We start from the raw sequence: 19,939 nt of genomic DNA, 5'->3' as shown, positions 1-19,939 counted from the left end.
TTCTTTCCAGGAAAAGCAAAAGTAGTATGAATCCTGCTGCAATGAATATTCCAGGCAATGCTTCATCCTTTTCAATTTTAAAGACATTCCATACCATAGCAAATTTCAATTGACTTCAGAATCAATAAGATCCGTAACTGGGTGGTGGGGGTAATAGTTCTTGAAAAAATTGACTTAAAAGGAACGTATAGTGTAAAAGAGGCGAGCAATACATTATAACTATTTGATAATATTTATATTGTAGGTTATAGCCCATTTCATTTAATGGAGAAAAGGAACGATGAGATTAAAAGTAGAAGTAGAAGCCGAACTGGCTCGGGCAAAGGAGCATCTCGAGACTCTTGAAAAAGAATTTATTGATAATGATGAGCGTGGCCTTGATCGTTATATGTTTCTCACATCAATAAGCCAATTGATTAAGGGAGCGAAGAAAACAGTAACGGATTTAGAAGAGGAATTGGAGCAATTTACTAAAGATGCTACGCCAAGTATGGCATCATAATGGGAAATACAGGGAAGTATATTATCAATCGAAAAAGAATATTATGACCGCCAGCGCAGCCTGATTGCTAGCAACGGTCTCTTGATCACATTTCTGACTACACCCTGCGAGCAAGCTGTGGGGCGGGACGTCGGAATAGGTCTGGGATGGTTTTTCAGCAATATATAGAAGATTCTGCTCTTTGCACAGGGCTACGGCACTGATGCCTTAAAATGCAACAATGCAAGTTTTACGTAGTGCAATTAAGCCTATTTAAAAGAGATAAATTATATAATAGACCTCGAACAGGGCAAACCCGAAACAATTTTTGCAGGTCTAAATTATGGGAATAAAATTTCTATTTTCATTCAACGGTACTCCAAAAGATCCAGTAAAAGAATCAGACAACATAGAAATAAGATATGATGCTGGTCGAGGTCAGAATCTCTGTTTTCGCAAGAAGGAAATGCCACTAACAAAAGAACTTTTGGAAGAAGCAGTGGAGATGATGCACTCGCTGAATCCAAAGATCAATGAGATTCATATAAGAACCAAAGAACTCGCTGACAACGTATCCCTGCTTCCCAAGTCAATTACTTCTGTTGTTTATGAGGATAGCGAAATCAACCGCACTGATGATTGGCGAAAGAATGCCGGCGAGGAGATGGCTGCGAAATCCAAAAAGGCGTGTATTGAGCTTTTAGAAAACCTGCCCGGACATGTAACCAAGGTTGGAATTCGTACTAGTAAAAAATGGAAAGATGCAGATGAAGTAATTAAGGCTATGCCACCGCATTGTACTTATTTTAAAGTGAATGCGGATGTGATTAAAAACTGTCCTTTTGATGAGCTGTCTCAATTTTTTAGCAGTTTCCCTAAGCAAATGCAAGAAATCCATCTTTTAGGTGATATATGTGATAATGATCTCGCTATTGGAGATAGGGCCTTACGCGATGTGATTATCCGGTTGCCTCTTTCTGTAAAAACCCTTTCTGTTCCAAGCGGCAACTGTAGTATTTTCAATCATCGAGAAGAAAAACAAATAGATTTGGATGAATACAGAAAAAAAGAGTATTTTCCCGAAAGCTACTTTGAACTTACGAGCTCATCCACAGACGATTTGTTCCAGAATGCAAAAAATCTTTTAAATGATTATACGAAAAATACCAGTTGCTCCCCTGGGTTTACCCTATTTGCTACTTTTCATTGGCGGCGGCATCATGTGGATGCAGTCAATCAAATCCTGAAAAAAAGTAACTCTATAGATGATTTGTTAGTACGTCTCAATAAGATTGAAATGTCAAAAGATTTTAATCCTACAGGTTCCTTGGCGCGCCGCATTCACTATATAAAATATAGGCAATATCAGGAGCAAAATACCCAAAATATGGCGGAGCAGTCTGGCGATTTTAATCCTCTCAATTTTTCTTAAGTTGAGGTTTGTAGATGCACAGTGAGTCTTCAAATGAGACTTTTTCATAAATCTTACTTGTGGCATGAAAGCCTGCTTGTTTGCAACCAGCCTACCTGTTCCTAACATTTTTGTAGTTTTTCTAATTGCATTTCAATACTAGGTTGAGTGCTGAAGGGAGTAGAAAAGGTTTGCGCCAAGTTGAAATTAGTGGGGTCGAAAAAATAGGCTTCCCGTCTTATTTCCTCATGCGAGATTTCACTGTATGTTTCAGCAACCTCCTCTTTATTAATATAGTGGGCATCGCGAACTTTAATTAATGCTGAAATTAAACTTTGATTATCTCCTAATAAACGCGTAGCCATGGCATGAGCATAAACAAATTACATAAAAGTTTTTATGTAGATTTTAATCACAGCAAGTAAGTTGGGGGATAGTGACCCAACAAAATTTTATCATGACTTCTTTTTCCCTAATAAATATGCAATGGTGTAAGAAGCGTAACTTCGTTGTTTATAACCAGGCTGCATTTGCTTGATTAAAATAAGCAGATAGACTTACAATTGAACATTTTTGGTTTGTGAAAGTTCCTATGTCTAAAAATATTACTATGTCTAAAAATTCTTTTTTTAAAAATCTAATAGAAAAGCAACAGTTTTTAACTAAGCCCAATGCTGCCTTTGAGTGGGACGAGATGCTTGCCGAGAAAGAGACCCGAAAAAAAATAAAAAGAGATCCAGAATGCTACGTATTCTTTGCTTATATTGAATCTCGATTTGCGTATGACCATGCCAGACTCTTTGATGTCAAATTAAGGACAGCAAACTCAAGTGCCGAGGAACATTTAGAAGTTCGAAAAGTATTAAAATATTTTGTTAGAGAAGATATCAACAAGCACTCTTGTCAAGACGCGCAAATGCATGCTTTTCGTCGATGGGTGGATACAGCAATCATGTTAAGGAAAAGGCATAATTATGAAGCCTATTTTTTAGTGCGCGACACATTAATGGAAATGGATATAAATCTTCAATTAACAAAAAATAAGGCTTTTAAACCCTATCTCAAAATGTACAATCAACTAGTACAAGTCGATGCAACACTCATTGATGAGCAATTAAGAGCAGATTATAGCAAAATTCCTCTAAATGATTTTGCAAGCCCTGATGGTTTTTCCAAGAGGCCAAAGGCAAGCTCGAACCTTAAAGCATTTTTAGATGGTAGAGAGTACTTAGAAGCTCATCTTAAAAGAGATATAATGGAAGCTCAAGAAAATAATGCTCGACTTAAAGCTTTTTGCCGTTGGATTGATATAGCGATTGCTTTAAGGAAAAAGCATAATTATGAGGGATATTTTTTAGTGATTACGAATTTGCGCTTGATAGATGGAATAACTGAAAGCGAAGATTTCCCCAAATCCTATCTTAAAATGTACATTCAGCTCCTTGGACATATGGACCCCTCCATCAATTTTGCAAAACTTAGAGCATTATGGGATCAAGATAAATCTCCTAATAAATTAAAAGCTACGTTCTACTGGTCTAAAGAATTAACCAATCTAAATGAAAAGATGGAGGCAGCATGTAATGCTGGAGTACAAGCATCCATGCTGCAAGAAAAAAATAGAAAGCTTACGGAGATTGCTAAAGAGCAGGAAAGTTTTGCAGACAGAACGAAGATTTATTCGACCAGGATACCGCAGTATTTGGAAATTAAATTTGCAACGGTGCAGGAAGAATACCACTATAGTCTAAATGAAAAAGCGATACTGGCAGGCCATCTAACAGCATAGTTAAAATGTAGTCTGGTTGTGTGCAAGCAGGCTACGTTTATTTGTTAGTTCTCCTATTCAACACGAATAATAAATTCCTTCTATGTATTGATTGTAAAAAATAGGGATCCATACCAAAAACATAATCATCTTGATATGCGTCAGCTGGAGACAGTTGCGGTTTGAAACCTCTTGTTGTAAGCGGTGCAGGATTAGGACCTGCAGAGATATGCTGAAAATTCCTAACAACAGTAACAGTATCTAATATTATATTCCAAAACACGCGACCTTTACCATTTCTTGTTTCAATAAGCGCGTCTAAGATATCAGCAACTGATTTTATTTCCGAACCAAAATCAATAAAGCCAAGGTCAACTGCCTTCATAGGCTTCCGGTTGCGGTAAAAATCCCAAAAATGGTGGTACTTTACCCGAATTGATTTCATGAGGCATTTCTCCTATAGATAATGTTTCATTGACTATGTGTTGTGTATCATTGGGTAACTGCTATGGCGGAACCAATGGGACAATGTTATTTGCAGATGTAGAAAATTAGTAGTTATGATAAAAGTATCATGATGTTGCGAACAAGCAGCGATGTTTGCTAAGAGAAAAAAATGACTGGGCAAATTATATTTAAACCACTCACCACTTCCGATCTCGATCTATTATGCACATGGTTTGAAAAACCACATGTCCTGGAGTGGTGGAATGATCACCTGACGTCAGGGCAAATTAAAGAGAAATATAGAGCGCGTATCGATGATGAAGTTGTTTGTGCTTATATTGCTTCTATGAATAACAAGCCGATTGGATTTATTCAGTATTATTGGGCGAGTAAAGTAGGCGAGGGATGGTGGCCGGATGAAGATGCAAATACAGTAGGTTTAGATCAATTTATTGGCGAGGAAAATTATATCAATAAAGGCTTCGGCACTTTAATGATGAAAGAATTTATCCAATTTTTATTTCAAAACCCTCTTATCAAGAAAATCATTACGGAAGCTGATCCAAATAATTTACGTGCAAAACGTTGTTATGAAAAAGCAGGATTTCATGAGATGGGTATCATAGACACACCAGATGGTAAGTCTATTTTAATGACAATACTCAAATAAACGAGAGTATGCGAAGCTGATTGCTTACAACAGGGTTTATTAGAGCAGCAAAACGGTGTTATTTAGTCGGTTCAATAAATCTTTCAATAGTCGCATCTAACATATTGGGCCAAGGCCCAACCACTCATGATTGTAATAAATGAGTATTGGCTCCCAATGCAATCAACATTCTTTGGATATTCGCTTCATTGAGAGCCCGGAAGAAAATGATAACATCGTCCATTTTTTATACTTAAACTATAATAAAAAAGTAGGCTGATATGCCTCGAGCAAATAATGGAGGCAGATATGCCACAAGAGAGAGATGAAGAGAATAAAGATTGGTTAATTGAGTTAATGCAAGAAACAGGATACCACCCTGATCCTGGCGGAATGTGTTTTGGTGTTGCCAATATGGGTATGCAGGCCATTCTCGCTGAAGAACTTGTGCTATTTGAAGACCGCTTTGAAGAGCTTATCGCTATTCACGGTGAACTTGAAGGTATTCGAAAGGCCATCGATATACTGGAAGAGGAGGCTGTAAATCCTACCGAGAAATTAAACGGTGATGCAAAAAAAACTTTAATAGCTACTTTAGAGCTCGAAGAGACACTCCGTGCGATGAGAAAAGAGTGGTCAACCCATTTGTTAGGTGTAGAAAAGATCGAGTTCGGTAAATTAAGAGAAGAACTCAACAAGAAAGAAAATGAATTTTTATACACTATTTATGTAAAGCAGCAATTAGAGAACTGTAGAAATGCATTAGAAAAATTTAAAGCAGAGCTTACCCATCCACAAAATGATTATATGGCCTTTTTTGAAGGGGTAGAAATATATCAGCAACCTAGGTTACACCTTCCTTTATTTGAAAAAGCAACGCAACTCAAACAAGATACACTACTCAGTGCTCCTCTTGTTCTTTCCCAAAAGCTTGAGCAAAGTGGAGGAGTCAGCAGAATAAACACCTTTATGGGTGCCTATAATTCTGATGAATTATTTAAATATTTCTCCACGCTTAAAAATGAATTGCAAGGAATTCAAAAGCCGATTGTCTTTATTCTTGGTAGTAGTGATCATGCCATTACCGTTGGATATGATCCGGCGGCGGATCAATGGCAACTCATTAATAGCGGTCGTGAACCTGAACGTATCCCTGGAAATAAGGTGCAAGAAATATCCCGGCGAGTTTTTAATGCATTTTCGACTGGTAGCCAGTGTGCTTTTGTAACCAATGTTTATTGTAATAAAGCGAATGAGGAAGACTTTAAAAAACGGATGACTGCATGGGAGCAGCAACCTGAATTTCAGGAGATCCATAGAATCGATGCACGAAAAGCCACACGGTCAGGCGCGCATCTACTTTTCCTTGCCGCATTAGATAATGATCCCGTCATGGTTAAAAATCTTATAAAAGAAGGCGTTAATCCTGCTCTAGTAGCAGATGAAGAAGGAAATACCCCGATTTTAACAGCTATTTATTATAACCATATTGATGTTCTAAAAGAATTGCTTGCATGCCCAGCCAAAATAACCATGTCATTGGATGTTCAAGCCGATTCTTTGTATCAGTTTGCTCGTAATGCGCAGCTAGATGAACGCATCATGGATGAATTAGTTAAGAAAAAAATTGGCTTGGCTCAACCTAATGATTCCACAGCAGTTTCTGTAACACTGCATGAGCTGGCAACCGCTCTGGGTCATACTGAAATAAGCAATTTACTGGAGCAGTATGAAAAACAAGACAAATCAGCAAAAACAAGTTCTGATCATTGTGTCTTTTTTAAGTCTGAAGAGTATCTAAGTAAACGGCCATCAGTTGATGTAGCGAATCCTGAAGAAAAAAAACCAGTTGATCCTTTTGACCATCATTAAAGCTTAGAAATCTTTTAGGTAACATCTAGGAAAAGGAGCAGATTAAGCGCGTCGTTGATGCGTACAACACAATCATTACAGATTGAGTTAAAATGTTCTAGAAGAAATGAGTGCAACATTATAAGATCCAGTGATGTGTAATAGTCGAGCCCTGTGGAGTAAGAATGATTTCAATGTTTGCAATCCCCAATTGTGATACTGTAAAAAAAGCGCGTACGTTCTTAGAGCAAAATAAAATTGATTATGAATTTATTGATTTCAAAAAATCTCCGCCAACAAAAGCACAAATAAAAGCATGGGGTGATTATTTGGGTGAGCTTCCCATCAACAAAAAAGGGATGACGTACCGAAAATATAAAGATTATTATGAAGCATTGAGCCTATCGGAAAAAATAGATTTTATTATCGCAAATACCTCACTCATTAAAAGGCCTGTTTTGGTACAAAATGGCAAAACACTTGCAATAGGTTTTAACGAAGATCAATATAAAGAACTCATAACGACTTTCTCAGCGTGAATGTGATGAAGTTGTAGCCTGGCTGCTTGCAACTGAATCTTATACACATCCCTGAAAAACCAGTCCAAGCGCATTCGGACGTCCCCGCCCCCACACTTGTTCGCGGGGTGTAGGCAGAGATGTGAGCAAGAGACAGTTGCTTATTGTATTTACTTCAAGACAATAAAGCAGATTATTTTTTATCTGTTATGCTACTTTTTTTATTTTTCTTTTCTTTTGGACATAAGGCTGCATCAAAGACTTCGTTAACATCTTCCGCGAAGATAAATTTCATTTTTTGGCGTACTTCATCCGGTAGATCTTCTAAGTCTTTAGCATTCCGTTTAGGAAGAATTACTGTTTTTAAACCGGCGCGATGGGCTGCAATCACTTTTTCTTTGATACCCCCCACAGGAAGTACTCGTCCTCTTAGTGTGATTTCGCCGGTCATCCCAATGTCATTCTTGACCAAACGATTGGTCATGAGTGATGCAAGTGCTGTTGCCATAGTAACCCCGGCACTGGGGCCATCTTTGGGTATTGCCCCTTCTGGAATATGGATATGAATATCACTTTTTTCAAAAACTGTATCATCTATTTCAAGCTGATGTGCTTTGGAGCGGACATAAGAAAAAGCCGCTTGGGCGGATTCTTGCATTACGGTACCCAATTGGCCCGTAATGAGAAAACCCTTAGAACCGGGCATTTTTGTTGCTTCAATGAATAAAATGTCACCGCCGCCTGTTGTTACGGCAAGACCGGTTGCAACCCCCGGAATGGTGGTTCGCTCAGCAACTTCGGAATAGAATTTTGGTTTGCCAAGTAACTCTATAAGCTTATCCTTAGTGATTATGGCGGATGTCATTTTGTCCTCTGCCACAGCTGTTGCAATTTTACGACAGATTGCAGCAATCTCACGTTCCAAATTACGGACACCTGCTTCCCGAGTATACTCATGAATCATCATAAGGACTGCATCATTTTCAAATTGAATTTCTTCAGGCATTAACCCATTCTTTGCGATCTGACGAGGAATAAGATAGTTCGTTGCAATATGCAATTTTTCCTCATCGATATAACCAGAAAGCGTAATAATTTCCATACGATCACGCAACGCTGGCTGAATTGGATCAAGTTGATTCGCTGTACAGATGAAAATAACTTGCGATAGATCAAAATCGACATCAAGGTAATGATCAGAAAACGTTTTATTTTGTGCTGGATCGAGTACCTCAAGCAAAGCGGATGAGGGATCACCACGAAAATCGGCGCCCATTTTATCTATCTCATCCAGCATCATTACAGGATTACGGGTTTTGGCGCGCTTAATTGATTGAATAATTCTACCGGGTAATGCGCCAACATAAGTACGTCGATGCCCACGAATTTCTCCTTCATCATGCATTCCTCCCAATGAGAATCGAATAAATTTTCGCCCGAGTGCACGGGCGATTGATTGCCCAAGTGAGGTTTTACCAACACCAGGTGGGCCAACAAAGCAAAGAATGGAGCCTGTTTCTAATTGAGTTTTATCGCCGCGCTCAAGGCGTAGCTTGTGTACAGCAAGATATTCGAGTATCCGTTCTTTCACTTCTTTCAAATTATAATGGTCTTCATCAAGTATTTTTCTCGCACACTCGATGTCCAGATTATCTTCAGTTGCCTTACTCCACGGTAATTCAACTAACCAATCCAGATAGGTTTTAATGATTTGATACTCGGCAGCAGATGCAGACATGCTTTTCATTCTCGTAAGTTCACGTATTGCTTCTTTCTCCGCTTCTTTCGACATATGTGCCTCAGTAATTTTATTTTTATATTCCTTAATTTCGAGAACCTGCTCATCTTCTTCACCCAGCTCTCTTTTAATCTGTTTCATTTGTTCACGCAGCATATAATAGCGTTCGTTTTTATCCAGTCCGTTTTGTACTTGCGATTGAATTTTTCTCCCCAGTTCGATAATTTCTATTTCACGGGTTAAAAAATTATTGAGTTTCACGAGCTTGTGTTCGACATTGTCTAATTCCAAAAGTTCTTGTGCATCTTTCAATTCCAATCTGAAACTCCCTGCAATGAGATAAACAAATTGACGTGGATCCTCCGTATTAAGTGCGATATTTAATAAATCTTCTGGTAAATGTGATGTTAAAGAAAGCAAGTGGCGTAATAATTCAATCGTATTGTGCATGAGGGCTTCAACTTCTTTATTTTTAATAAATTGTTCCTCTGCAATTGCAATTTGGGCCTTGAAGTAAGGATCAATCGTGGTAAATTCTTTGATACGAATTCGTTCTACTCCTTGTACAATGATTTGTACTGAGTCATCTGATAAATGAATAAGACGATGTATTATTGAAGCAGTGCCGATTGTATAGACATCAATCGGACCTGGATCTTCGACGTCATTATCCTTAATAGCGACTATTCCTATGAAACGTGAAGAGCTAATCGTCACGTCTTGAATGAGTTGGATGGCGCGCAATTGTCTCACATTAAGCGGGGATATGGTCAAAGGATAGATAATGGCTCTATTTAATGCCAAAATAGGCAATTCGGATGGCATATCAAGTTCATTTGCTTGATCTTGATTTTCTGTTGCTTCTTTTTTTTGCATCCCCATAAAAATTCCTTTATTTATCTTCTTCTATATTTGCATTTTAGGCTAATTATTAGCCAATTTTCTTAACTAACGTCGTTTTGTTAATTATTTTTCTTAATTGATGAATTTTTATTCAGGCGATTTCATGTTAATTCACTGAATTTATTAATAAAAATTGGATTGTTCTTTCAGATAAGGAGGCCATTATAAATTTTATAAAAAAATAAAATGTTGGACCAAGGTACAACTTATGGGGGGATTTGGTGGATTGAGAATCAATAATTAAGCGGAAATCTTGATTGCAAGCAACCGGGCTATGTGTTTTTATACATATTTTAAAAAATAAGTGCATCGCTCATGGCATAATAAAGGACTTGATATATAATGCGCAAGGTGTTTATATTTTGTTGAGATTATTATGCGCTCTATTTTCGGTGGACAATATGTTTATTATTATGATTTTCCAACTTACGCTGATTTAAGTTTGAGTCTACCTAGATCTCAAGAGACATCTCCCACAGTTACAGTTACCTCGGAGGAAGACAATTATACTGTTGAGCACCATCGTTTCTCAGACTATATAAAAAAAATAAAAGCACAATGTGACGATAAAATGGCATGGACGATGAGTGCTGTTCCCGCTGCATTAGAAGAAGTAGAAGATGTGATTTCTCTGCGACAATTATGTGAGTATTTTAATACCAGTGGGTATTGGAAAAAGAATGGTGATTGGCCTCAAGATGTAACTGAAGAGCAATTAAGGGCCTTTAACATCGAAGTTCTAAGAACTTGGCTGTTTCAGAAAACCGCGCACCATTTTTATGCTCAGAACCCAGAGACCTTTCCAAGTTTAAATGAATATAAAATGCAACTGGTTATGAATCTGGAGCAATTGAAGCAAGAGTTATTCGCTTTAGATGCGTTCCATTTAATGAAAGCAAATCTTAATACCTACCTGATTAATTTTTGGAACATTTTTAACCCCAGTAGCAGCGCCAATAAACTTGATGCTTTTAATGTTTCTGCTATTGCAAAGAGGATCAATGAAAAAGAGTTAATTCCAGATAATGTCCAACTGACTCTTTATCCTAACAATTTTGAATATTGGCAACACCTACATCAAAGATTAATTAATGAGATAATCGTGCTCATGAATTGTTCTATCGTGGATGAGTTGAAAAAAAAATGTGCCGAATATGACGCGAACATGCCCTTTGAGGAAGTATATAAAACGCACTGGCCTACTTCCAGACGCCTTGATGACAATGTCCCGCCACTACGCTCAATATCTGAAATCAATGAGTTTATGGAAAAAATAGCTCTTGCTGAACAAGAACGAAACAGAATGATTGAAGAAAAAAGAAAGGAGTGGCACGGTTCACCTGCAGGCTTTGATGTGGCTATGGAGCGGGCTCAATCTCTATTAGGCTCAAAACAAGCAAATAATGAGGAATTTATGCAATTACTTGCAGAGCAGTTGCATAAAATTGCAGACGAAGACCATGTTATCGCCTCACTTTCTTTGGTTAATACAAACCCTATACAGATAGTAAGCCAGGTGTTACATGATGAACGAGTTGACGATGTAGCCGCGTTAGCTCCTGTAATCGTTCGTGATATTCAGCATGTGATTGAACATATGCCTGATAAGCTTACCTCAGTGGATCACACTAAGAATGTTGAGGCACTGGATCAGTTTGTAGTGAGTGTTCGCTCAGCCTGTAATCGCGCAGCGCTTATCGATCTTTATGCTCGTTTGGAGCGTAGTACAAATAAAGAAATGGCAGAAAAAATGATTGGTAACTGGGATGTGATCGGCACTGATATTCGCGATAGTGCACGCATGATGACGGAGTCTGATAAACTTCGAATTATCGCTTATGCGCAAGGAAAAATGACAAAACAGGAATACGATGAGGAAATGTCCAAATTAAGTGTCAAGCTTGAACGAGGCGAGGTCACGGCTCAAGAAGAAGTAGTGATTAAAATGTTTCCTAAGCTAAAACAGGCGCTCACGCGGCTACCGAAAGAATATATTCAGGACTTTTCTCTGGTGTTAAAAAAAGCATTTGTACACCAGCAAATTATCCATCCCGAAAAATTCCTGCAGAATCCACATGAAGCCGCTGTTTTCTCCGCGCTTGCCCTGGACGCTAGCAAAATTAAAATGAATAAAGAGCTTGTCCAGCAAAAAATCAAGCATGTGCTACAAAACGCAGTGCTTAATGGGCAGGCAGAACATGAGATTCCGACCTTGAGCGAGTTGCAAGAGCAAATTGAACTTATGGCGTTGAAGGAGAAGATTATTACAGCCGGTGGTGAGTCTTCTTTAGCTCCTTTGATTCACACAGTAACCAAAGCAAGACAAGAACTCATGGCAACAGCAACTCATTTGTTAGAACAAGAATACGCGCAATGCAAAAAGGAACTGAGTGACGCTAATGAAAATATTCCTCAACACATTGACAGCGCTTTGAAACGATCAAAAAGTAAATTGTTGCGTTCTCTCAGCCGCTTTATCGATCAAAAAATTAAAGACAACAAGGAGAGCCTGGGCGGATTAACCGCTCAGTATGACAAAGTAAAAGAGATTATTTCACCCCTTAGTGAGCGGTCTGCAAGTAAAATGCACGCATTGCTTTTAGGTGATGTTAACAAAGAGATTGAATTTTTTAATCAGTGGGGCAATCCTATTCAGTATGAAAACATTCAAGGATTTATTGGGGGGAGCGATGAGGTCTTGGGAGATGGGGCGTGTCAAGCAAACACCTATAGGTTAATTACTCGAGAAATGACCAGTCTAGGTAGAAATCAAGTACTCTCCGATTCTCAGTGGAAAGCGGAAGTGAAAATCTCGCCACAAGATCGCTTCAATCAAGCTTTATATCAAGTACACTTAGGGGATGAAACGAACAATGGTTTATCACAAGCAGTGCTAAAACGGCTTCATCTTAAGAAAATTCAAAAACTAGATGAGGAGTCGCATTGTGCAGATGAACCCGCATTGAATTCAGATGCTATTTATCAAGTACTGTTTCAAGCAGTTACTCGGCAACAGAAGTCAAAATTAAAAAATTATGGAATTGTAAAAATATCCATTGGGCATCACCCAACTAAAAAAGATGGAACCCAAGACACAGAGCATGAATCGTGGGGCCATGCTCTCTATTTGCGTTATGATGCAAAGAGAAAAACCGCTTATTTTTATGATCCCAATCATGGACGTAGTATTAATTTTTATACCTGGAAAAAATTAGAGAATGATGTTGAGTTTAAAAAGATGGGACAGAAAGAACAGGATGAGGCGGTTCTCAATTACATGCTTTTGTGTTTCTCACAAATGATTGTTAATGATTTTAATGATATTAACACGGTAAGATGTTATGAAATGGAAATGGATTTTAGTTTGCTTGATAAGCTATTTTCTGCTGGTAATACGCTCATTGGCGGCTTAAATAATTTCTTTAAAAAGCAAAAAGAAAAAGAGCCTGATAATAGAATAGATCTGATCGAAAAATCTAACGCACTGTAGCCGTTGTATGCAACCAGGATTTTGCCAAAGGAAAGAAATGCGCATTTTATGAGCAAAAAAAAGGCCGCTATATACTATACTGTGAATAAGAGTATTTGAGGTACTTTAAAATGCTTTCACGACAGGCGGCTGCGGAGTTACTCAGAAAACATAGAAAAGATTTAGAAAATTTACAAATATTGGTAATGCACATTCCTGGAAGTAGGGGGGATTTCCAAGCCACAAACGAACTGCTAAACGTATTAGAGTGCATAGCAGAGGGAAAACCTTATAAACCTCTTGCCAACTATTCGATAGGGATGGGTTCTATCGGAGCGCTAAGTGCAGATCCGCAAAAAACTGTGGTCGCTCTTCTAGATAATTTTGATGAGCAGTTTATCAACACATATTTTGCGGATGCTAATAAGCAGGATCCCTCGATACTACAGAATCTTCCTGGGGTGAATCTTGATAAATTAAAAGCAAACATACTTCAATTGTGTCACGAGATAAAGTCGCCTACTGTTACTAATACCGCTGAAAAAAGTGATATAGTACAAGAATCAAGAGTGATTGCCTCGGTACTGGGTGCACAAGTTGATTTCAGAGTAAAGAACTTTCAGTATAACAATCCATCTCATAATGCCAGGCAACCTTTGGATACTATTCAATTTGAATTTCATACGCCACAAGAGCGAGACGATTTTTACGAGAAAATCAGGAACGTTTCTCCTTCTGTTAAAAAAGACGAAACAGCTACCAAGAAAGATGCACAAGGCAAACCTATACCGATTGTTCTGGTGGATCCTTCGGCTATAAAAAGTATTGATACTGTTCTTTTTCCAAAATTATCAACTGCTGAGTTTATTCAAACAACGAGAAGTTTAATAAATGCTGGCATTTTTACCGGAAGATCATCAAGACTTGAAGAGTCGATGAAGAAAATATGTGAGGCTCTTGAAACCGGTAAATTAATCGATGGAAGCCAGATTAATGCACAAGTAAGTGGTGGGTGGATGGCATCAAGCCAACAAAACACTGCTTCGGGAATGATATCCGCTGAGCAAGCATGGACTTTTTTATTTCAGGAAATGGGAAATCTCGGGGATTCTATATATAAGAAAGAGTTCAGAGGCAGACTTGAGAAACACTTTAACGAAAATAAAATTCCTGTAACAGTTAGGCGTCTATGGTCCGATACATTTGCAGCTCAAGAAGGATATAAAAAAGATTCAAAATACGCCAGCCTTGAAAATTTTGTTTCGGATCTTCCTGTGCATCGAGCTGCAGTCAGGCAGACAAGGACAGAGGATCACCAACCTACTGTCAGGCACCCAGATAGAACGGTTCCCCACCCCACTGTCAAGCAGCCAGGTACAATGGGGCACAAACCAACCTCCGGTGACACCCATAAGGAATTTATTCAACATTTTATCCAACATCATGCTCCTGGAGTTACAAGAGCACCCTTGATAGTAAAAGGCAAAGATAGCAAGGCTCCCATAATTCAAATCGAATTTAAAGATAGAGAATCCCGTGATAAATTTATAAAAGAATATCATATTGATCCGAAAAGAGCAGGGGGATGGGAAGAGGTAGGTAAAGTCTATCTTAAAGTATCTTTTGCACACATTGCTAAAGAAACGGAAGCCATGGAAAATGGGGTATTGAAAGGGAAGTATAAGCATTATGTACAACCGAATGAGCAACTTACGAGAACAGTGACTACAGAGGTCACAAGTGGCTCTATAAAGGGCGAATTTAAAAGTAGATACACAAACGATCGAGGGGATTATTTAAAAAGCAAGATTCTCAAAGATTTCTATGAGGATCTAGAAAATGCAGAGACACCAAATGATGTACAGAAGGTTGTTGATCGATATAAAAGTGATGGACGATATGCTATTCTTGCTCAGGCTCAAAATAGAACGATGCAGGCTCTTGGCATGACTACATCATCTGCAGCAGCTTTCGAAGACTTAAGAAAGGAACGGTTAGGCGACATTGATAAAGCACGAAGAGCGCACGCGGCATAAATAGGGGCCAGCCTCTGATTGATTGTCAGTTTTTCCATTAAATTTCTCTACATACCCGCGCTTTATGCTAGTGCACTCCCCATAAATTGTAACATTTCAGTCAAGTGGGAACGCCCTGTCATCCCTGTAGATGTTAGAGTTACTTGTGAAGTGGTAATTAAGTGGAAATCCTGGTCGCACGCAACCAGGATACGCTATTAATGATTTAATAGTTACAAGCAATGTTTATTGGGATTTTTCTTCATACAGAGATTGGCGAAGTAGTATCTTAAATCGGATACGAAAATATCTCCCTCATTTTCCATTACAAATATTCTTTCAGGCTGCAACTCAAGATAGTTGGATGCTTTTAAAATAGAGTAATAAACTGTTCCTGCATAGGAGAAAATCCATTTGTCTAAAAAGGGGAGGATCATCTCGGGATCATTAGAATAAAATCGTTGATAAATATCGGTGATTAATTCCTTTCTCATGTCGAAATTGCTTTTAAAATAAAAATTGTTTCGATCTTGGCGATAAAGGGTAAATGAAGGTTTATCGGGGTTGTTTTTTAAACCTGCATTAAAGTTCATCGATATAATAACACCTTTGGCATTTTCAATGTGTAATGTTGTGGCATTGAATAAATTGTATCCATTGTATTCTTGCAGGTAGGCTTTTAAATAATCAACGGCTTTATCTGTTAGTGGATCAAAATAACTTTGAATTGAAAAATTTACCGCATATTGTTCTGGGCTATCCTGATCATAGCCGCAATTGACATAAGTATTGTAGGTAAATAGGTTGGGCGAGATTTTTTTTGAAAAGACACGATCGATTTCATCTTCTACCTCCTCACAACTAAGTTTCAATCCGGTAACATTCCCGCTGACACGAACGATTTGCGTTGGAAAATCAATGGTCCTTTGGACCATTTGCTGCAGATCAGGTAGTTCCTGTTCATTACTATAATGCCTGCTTACTGTATTTTTATTCTTAGGCAAAGGGGAAAAAATAAGACTTTCTGAATTGCTGTCAGTATAAGCAAAAGCAAGAAGGGGTGATAAAAACAAAGCACCCATTAAATAGTTTATTTTCATTACAAACTCCTTTTTTAATTAATCTGAATTCCATTCAAATGATGATGCGGGTAAAACATTGTTGCGCCATGACACTAATATGATATGGCGCACTGTATATCTTATCTGGTTTGCAGAGCAGATCCTATGGGGGAGGAGAATCCTGGTTGCAAGCAACTGTAGATTATATCTCTGCCTACGCCTCGCAGCTTGTCCGTGGGGAGCTAGTATTTTAGGGTAGATTTTCTGGATCCCGCGGACAAGTCCTAAGCGATCCACGCGAAATTTGAATGTCACTTTATGTTTTTAAATGAACTATATTCAACGTTCTACGTACCGCGCATAAAGCCTGAGGGACAAACCGCGGGACGTCAGAGTAGAGCTGGACTGGTTTTTCAGCGATGTGTAGAAGATTCAGCTCAGAGACAAGCTGCGGAACGCCGGAAGCAAAGTGATGCAGGTCACCAACCAACTGATTAGGTAAGAAGAACTGAGCGGTCAAAGTACACTTCATTTCTGCTAATCAGCTTGTTGTCGATTTCAACAATATCAAGCCCAAAGAGAGTCAGTTCGCTCTCATTTTTGGGGAATGTTGCTTGCCACTTTAAGATAAAGCCTTTTAATGTGGGAATCAGTTCTACTGCATTCCATTTCCAGTCAGGATTCTTTGCCAGGAGTTTGCTAAAGTATTGAGACAATCTTTTTTTTCCATGAATACCTTCTTTCATAACCGGATCTAAATAAAAGGTGTCTTCACTATAAAAAGACAATAGATTTTCAACTGCTTCTACCCCACCGGTCCATGATGGCAGCCACTTACTGCAAAACATTTCTGCATCTTTTAATTCCATGTATCGCTCTCCTTTTGCACTAGAGTTTTTGTTAAATAGAGAAGCTTAATTTCTGCGAATTCGTTTTTTAAGTCATTTTTCTTGTAAAAATTCTGCAACTATCGATTATAATTGTAAAGAACAAGGACGGTAAGGAGTGATAAACATGGGCAGGAAACTTAAAGAAAAAACAACAAAACATCATAAAAGCCCTTTATGTCGCATAAATAAGCCCACAGCCCCTTTAAATAATACCAAACAAACGTATGACCGGATTGCTTGTGTTTTTCAAGGAGGCGGTGCATTGGGGGCTTATCAGGTCGGTGCATTTCGTGCAATCCATGAAAAAGGATATCATCCTAATTTTTTGGCGGGAGTATCTATAGGGGCCATTAACAGCGCGATTATTGCCGGGAATCCGAGAAATCAGCAAATTGAAAAATTAACTGCATTTTGGAATATGATCGTACCTAAAATATGGACTGATGTATTTTATGAGGCTGAAGTTTCAAATTTGTTACATCATTTTCATAACCGCATGGGTGCTATGAATACGATCGTCAATGGTTTGGAGGGTTTTTTTAAACCTCGCCCCTTTCCACCGACGCCGTTAACTTATGATACACCGGATAAACTCAGCTATTATGATACCTCCTATCTCAAAACAACATTGGAAAGTTTAATTGATTTTGATCGCATTAATGATAAAAAAGTCACCCTCTGTTTGGGGTCGGTTAATGTGGCATCCGGAGAAATGGAGTTTTTTAATAATCAAAAAATTACCATTACCCCAGAGCATGTTATGGCAAGCGGCGCGCTTCCTCCAGGCCTCCCGGCAGTTAAAATTGGTGATGATTATTACTGGGACGGTGGTATCTATGCGAATACGCCTCTTGTGACGGTGCTCGATGCCTTACCCGAATTGGATACCTTATGTTTTGTGGTGGATTGTTTCAGTCTGCAAGGACGGCTGCCGCAAACCATGGATGAACTTGAAGAAAGGCAAAAAGACATACGGTACGCCAGTCACTCACGCCGACTGACTAATGTGTATACCAGTCGCCAAAACTTGCAAGCAGCCATACAGTTTTTAGGTGAAAAATTAAGTCCGGAGGTAAAGAAAGATCCTGACGTTCAGAAAATACTTGAATTGGGTCATAGCAAACATTTCAGCGTGGTACATATCATTTATCGGGGCTCTCCCTTTACTCATTCGTTCAAAGACTATAACTTCGTTCGCTCAGCAGTTAATTATCGTATGAAAACAGGGTATGAAAATGCGATAGAGGTTCTTAAAAATCCTGTATGGGAGAAAAAATTAGATAAGCCCATGCTTTGTTCCATTTACGGCGTACCCCCTGATTATTTTGAACAACATTAAAAGTTAATGAGTACAGGCTGCACCTGGTACTTTCTGGACCTGAGAGCTGAAGAACGAATAAAAACCTCTGCCTTAACGAAAGATCGGTAGAGGTTTTTTGGATGTTAAACGCGTCTGTTAATTCTGACCAGCAGGAGCACCGGATGGGGTCAATTTACCCTAACTAGGGTTTACCCGAAGCGAAGCTAGGATTCCTGATTGCGTCTATGAAGGAACGCAGCAATTCTGAGATTTAGTGCATCAGGAGTATATTTAGCGGAGTAAGCAAGTATCTTATTCATGATACCGGGAATAATAAAAAGTGTGTTTTTCTTAAAGCCTTGATAGGCGGCTTTGGCAATTTGCTCCGTAGATTTTATCCCGATAAAGCCCCTGGCTAAAAAGCTATTCTCCATACCTGCTTCTTTAAAAAAATCTGACTGAGTAGGGCCTGGGCAGAGAGTGGAAAGGGTAACTCCTGTTCCTTTTAATTCATAAGCCAGCGCTTGCGAAAAAGAGGCTACATAACTTTTAGAAGCGTAATATACCGCCATAAAAGGGCCTGGTTGAAAGGCCGCAGTAGACGCTACTTGGAGTATCTTGCCCTTGCCTTTGTGAACAAATTTTTTGGCAAAATAATAAGTGAGCATCGTCAATGTTGTCATATTGAGTTGCATCAATGCATTTAAATACTCTGCATCCATAGAGACGAAGTCACCAAGGTAACCTATGCCTGCATTATTTACTAAACAATCGACTTCTATATTCAGTGCCTCGATTTGATGGACTAAATCAGCAGCAGATCTGGGTTCGCTGAGATCCAATGCAATGACACTTATTTTGACTGAATACTTTTCTTTGATCTGAACAGCGAGTTCTTCTAATAAATTTTGATTGCGCGCCGTTAAAATTAAATCATGGCCGTGACTGGCAAACTCAAACGCTAACGCTTTACCAATTCCTCTTGAAGCACCAGTGATGAGAGTAATCATTTTTAAAAGTGGATTGATAATTTTCTCTCTATTATATGACTATTGATTAACAGGATTCAAATTCATTGAATCCCTGATTGTATGCAGCCAGATTATGGTAAACCTTAGGTGAGTAGTGGCTAACAATTGTTTTAAGCTATCTTAAACATACTATAAGAACTTAAATCCAATTGCCTCAAATCCATTACAACAACAGGATATGCTCCTTGCTGATGTTTCACTAGCTCCTGATTTTTCTCAATCTTTTTATGATAAAAATGGGTTGGATTAACTTCGCCGGTATTTCGCATAAAAGGCATATAACATACTTAGAGTAAGTGCAGTATTAAACGTTAAAGGCCTAATTTCAATAACTCGGTGAGCATATTCCTCTAAAATTTGAATCACATCCGTATGCTTGAAATTTATACTATAGTAAGTAGTATGTA

At 38.5% G+C, this 19,939-nt stretch carries 16 protein-coding genes; 9 read left to right on the top strand and 7 right to left on the bottom strand.

Annotated elements, in window-relative coordinates; translation table 11 throughout:
• Positions 1 to 280 precede the first annotated feature (280 nt).
• A complete protein-coding gene (locus DY223_RS15520; protein ID WP_058460517.1) occupies positions 281 to 502 on the top strand; it encodes a hypothetical protein in 222 nt (73 codons plus the stop codon).
• 322 nt (positions 503 to 824) lie between these two features.
• Positions 825 to 1,913, top strand: coding sequence for a DUF5617 domain-containing protein (locus DY223_RS15515; protein WP_058460518.1), 1,089 nt, complete (start codon positions 825 to 827; stop codon positions 1,911 to 1,913).
• Between the two features lie 101 nt (positions 1,914 to 2,014).
• Here the strand turns inward: DY223_RS15515 and DY223_RS15510 are convergent, their stop codons facing one another.
• Positions 2,015 to 2,257, bottom strand: a complete 243-nt coding sequence (locus DY223_RS15510; RefSeq protein ID WP_058460519.1) for a hypothetical protein — start codon at positions 2,255 to 2,257, stop codon at positions 2,015 to 2,017.
• Positions 2,258 to 2,502: 245 nt separating this feature from the next.
• Between DY223_RS15510 and DY223_RS15505 the strand changes: the two genes are divergently transcribed.
• A complete protein-coding gene (locus DY223_RS15505) occupies positions 2,503 to 3,681 on the top strand; it encodes a RasGEF domain-containing protein (protein WP_160116291.1) in 1,179 nt (392 codons plus the stop codon).
• A gap of 37 nt (positions 3,682 to 3,718) precedes the next feature.
• Here the strand turns inward: DY223_RS15505 and DY223_RS15500 are convergent, their stop codons facing one another.
• On the bottom strand, positions 3,719 to 4,105 hold the full coding sequence (locus tag DY223_RS15500; RefSeq protein ID WP_058460521.1) for a hypothetical protein: 387 nt from the start codon (positions 4,103 to 4,105) through the stop codon (positions 3,719 to 3,721).
• A gap of 171 nt (positions 4,106 to 4,276) precedes the next feature.
• Here DY223_RS15500 and DY223_RS15495 point away from each other — a divergent pair, with 171 nt between their 5' ends.
• From DY223_RS15495 to DY223_RS15485, 3 genes are all read left to right on the top strand, one after another.
• Positions 4,277 to 4,777 (top strand): GNAT family N-acetyltransferase, encoded by a 501-nt coding sequence (locus DY223_RS15495; protein ID WP_058460522.1) that lies wholly within the window; start codon positions 4,277 to 4,279, stop codon positions 4,775 to 4,777.
• A 288-nt stretch (positions 4,778 to 5,065) separates the two neighbouring features.
• Positions 5,066 to 6,628, top strand: coding sequence for an ankyrin repeat domain-containing protein (locus DY223_RS15490; RefSeq protein ID WP_058460523.1), 1,563 nt, complete (start codon positions 5,066 to 5,068; stop codon positions 6,626 to 6,628).
• Between the two features lie 164 nt (positions 6,629 to 6,792).
• Positions 6,793 to 7,146: an arsenate reductase family protein gene (locus DY223_RS15485; RefSeq protein ID WP_058460524.1), complete on the top strand. Its 354-nt coding sequence runs from the start codon at positions 6,793 to 6,795 to the stop codon at positions 7,144 to 7,146.
• A gap of 172 nt (positions 7,147 to 7,318) precedes the next feature.
• Here the strand turns inward: DY223_RS15485 and lon are convergent, their stop codons facing one another.
• Positions 7,319 to 9,745 carry an endopeptidase La gene (lon, locus tag DY223_RS15480; protein WP_058460525.1) on the bottom strand — a complete coding sequence of 809 codons (2,427 nt, stop codon included), beginning with the start codon at positions 9,743 to 9,745 and terminating at the stop codon, positions 7,319 to 7,321.
• A gap of 397 nt (positions 9,746 to 10,142) precedes the next feature.
• Between lon and DY223_RS15475 the strand changes: the two genes are divergently transcribed.
• Positions 10,143 to 13,256 carry a hypothetical protein gene (locus DY223_RS15475; RefSeq protein ID WP_058460526.1) on the top strand — a complete coding sequence of 1,038 codons (3,114 nt, stop codon included), beginning with the start codon at positions 10,143 to 10,145 and terminating at the stop codon, positions 13,254 to 13,256.
• A gap of 110 nt (positions 13,257 to 13,366) precedes the next feature.
• On the top strand, positions 13,367 to 15,271 hold the full coding sequence (locus DY223_RS15470; RefSeq protein ID WP_058460527.1) for a hypothetical protein: 1,905 nt from the start codon (positions 13,367 to 13,369) through the stop codon (positions 15,269 to 15,271).
• 212 nt (positions 15,272 to 15,483) lie between these two features.
• Here DY223_RS15470 and DY223_RS15465 read toward each other — a convergent pair whose 3' ends face one another.
• On the bottom strand, positions 15,484 to 16,350 hold the full coding sequence (locus DY223_RS15465; RefSeq protein ID WP_058460528.1) for an Lpg0189 family type II secretion system effector: 867 nt from the start codon (positions 16,348 to 16,350) through the stop codon (positions 15,484 to 15,486).
• A gap of 455 nt (positions 16,351 to 16,805) precedes the next feature.
• The gene (locus DY223_RS15455) at positions 16,806 to 17,180 is read right to left on the bottom strand and encodes a nuclear transport factor 2 family protein (protein ID WP_058460530.1); all 375 of its coding nucleotides are present in this window, start codon (positions 17,178 to 17,180) and stop codon (positions 16,806 to 16,808) included.
• A 145-nt stretch (positions 17,181 to 17,325) separates the two neighbouring features.
• On the opposite strand from DY223_RS15455, the gene DY223_RS15450 reads away from it, so the two are divergent.
• A complete protein-coding gene (locus tag DY223_RS15450) occupies positions 17,326 to 18,540 on the top strand; it encodes a patatin-like phospholipase family protein (protein WP_058460531.1) in 1,215 nt (404 codons plus the stop codon).
• 185 nt (positions 18,541 to 18,725) lie between these two features.
• Here the strand turns inward: DY223_RS15450 and DY223_RS15445 are convergent, their stop codons facing one another.
• On the bottom strand, positions 18,726 to 19,511 hold the full coding sequence (locus DY223_RS15445) for an SDR family NAD(P)-dependent oxidoreductase (protein ID WP_058460532.1): 786 nt from the start codon (positions 19,509 to 19,511) through the stop codon (positions 18,726 to 18,728).
• Positions 19,512 to 19,642: 131 nt separating this feature from the next.
• Entirely contained in the window at positions 19,643 to 19,801 is a 159-nt protein-coding gene (locus DY223_RS19140; protein WP_160116290.1) for a hypothetical protein, read from the bottom strand.
• Between the last annotated feature and the right edge of the window lie 138 nt (positions 19,802 to 19,939).

The organism is Legionella bozemanae, assembly GCF_900450575.1.
Lineage (GTDB): Bacteria > Pseudomonadota > Gammaproteobacteria > Legionellales > Legionellaceae > Legionella > Legionella bozemanae.
Note: the sequence above shows the minus strand (reverse complement) of the source record. Positions and strands in the feature narration are given on the sequence as shown.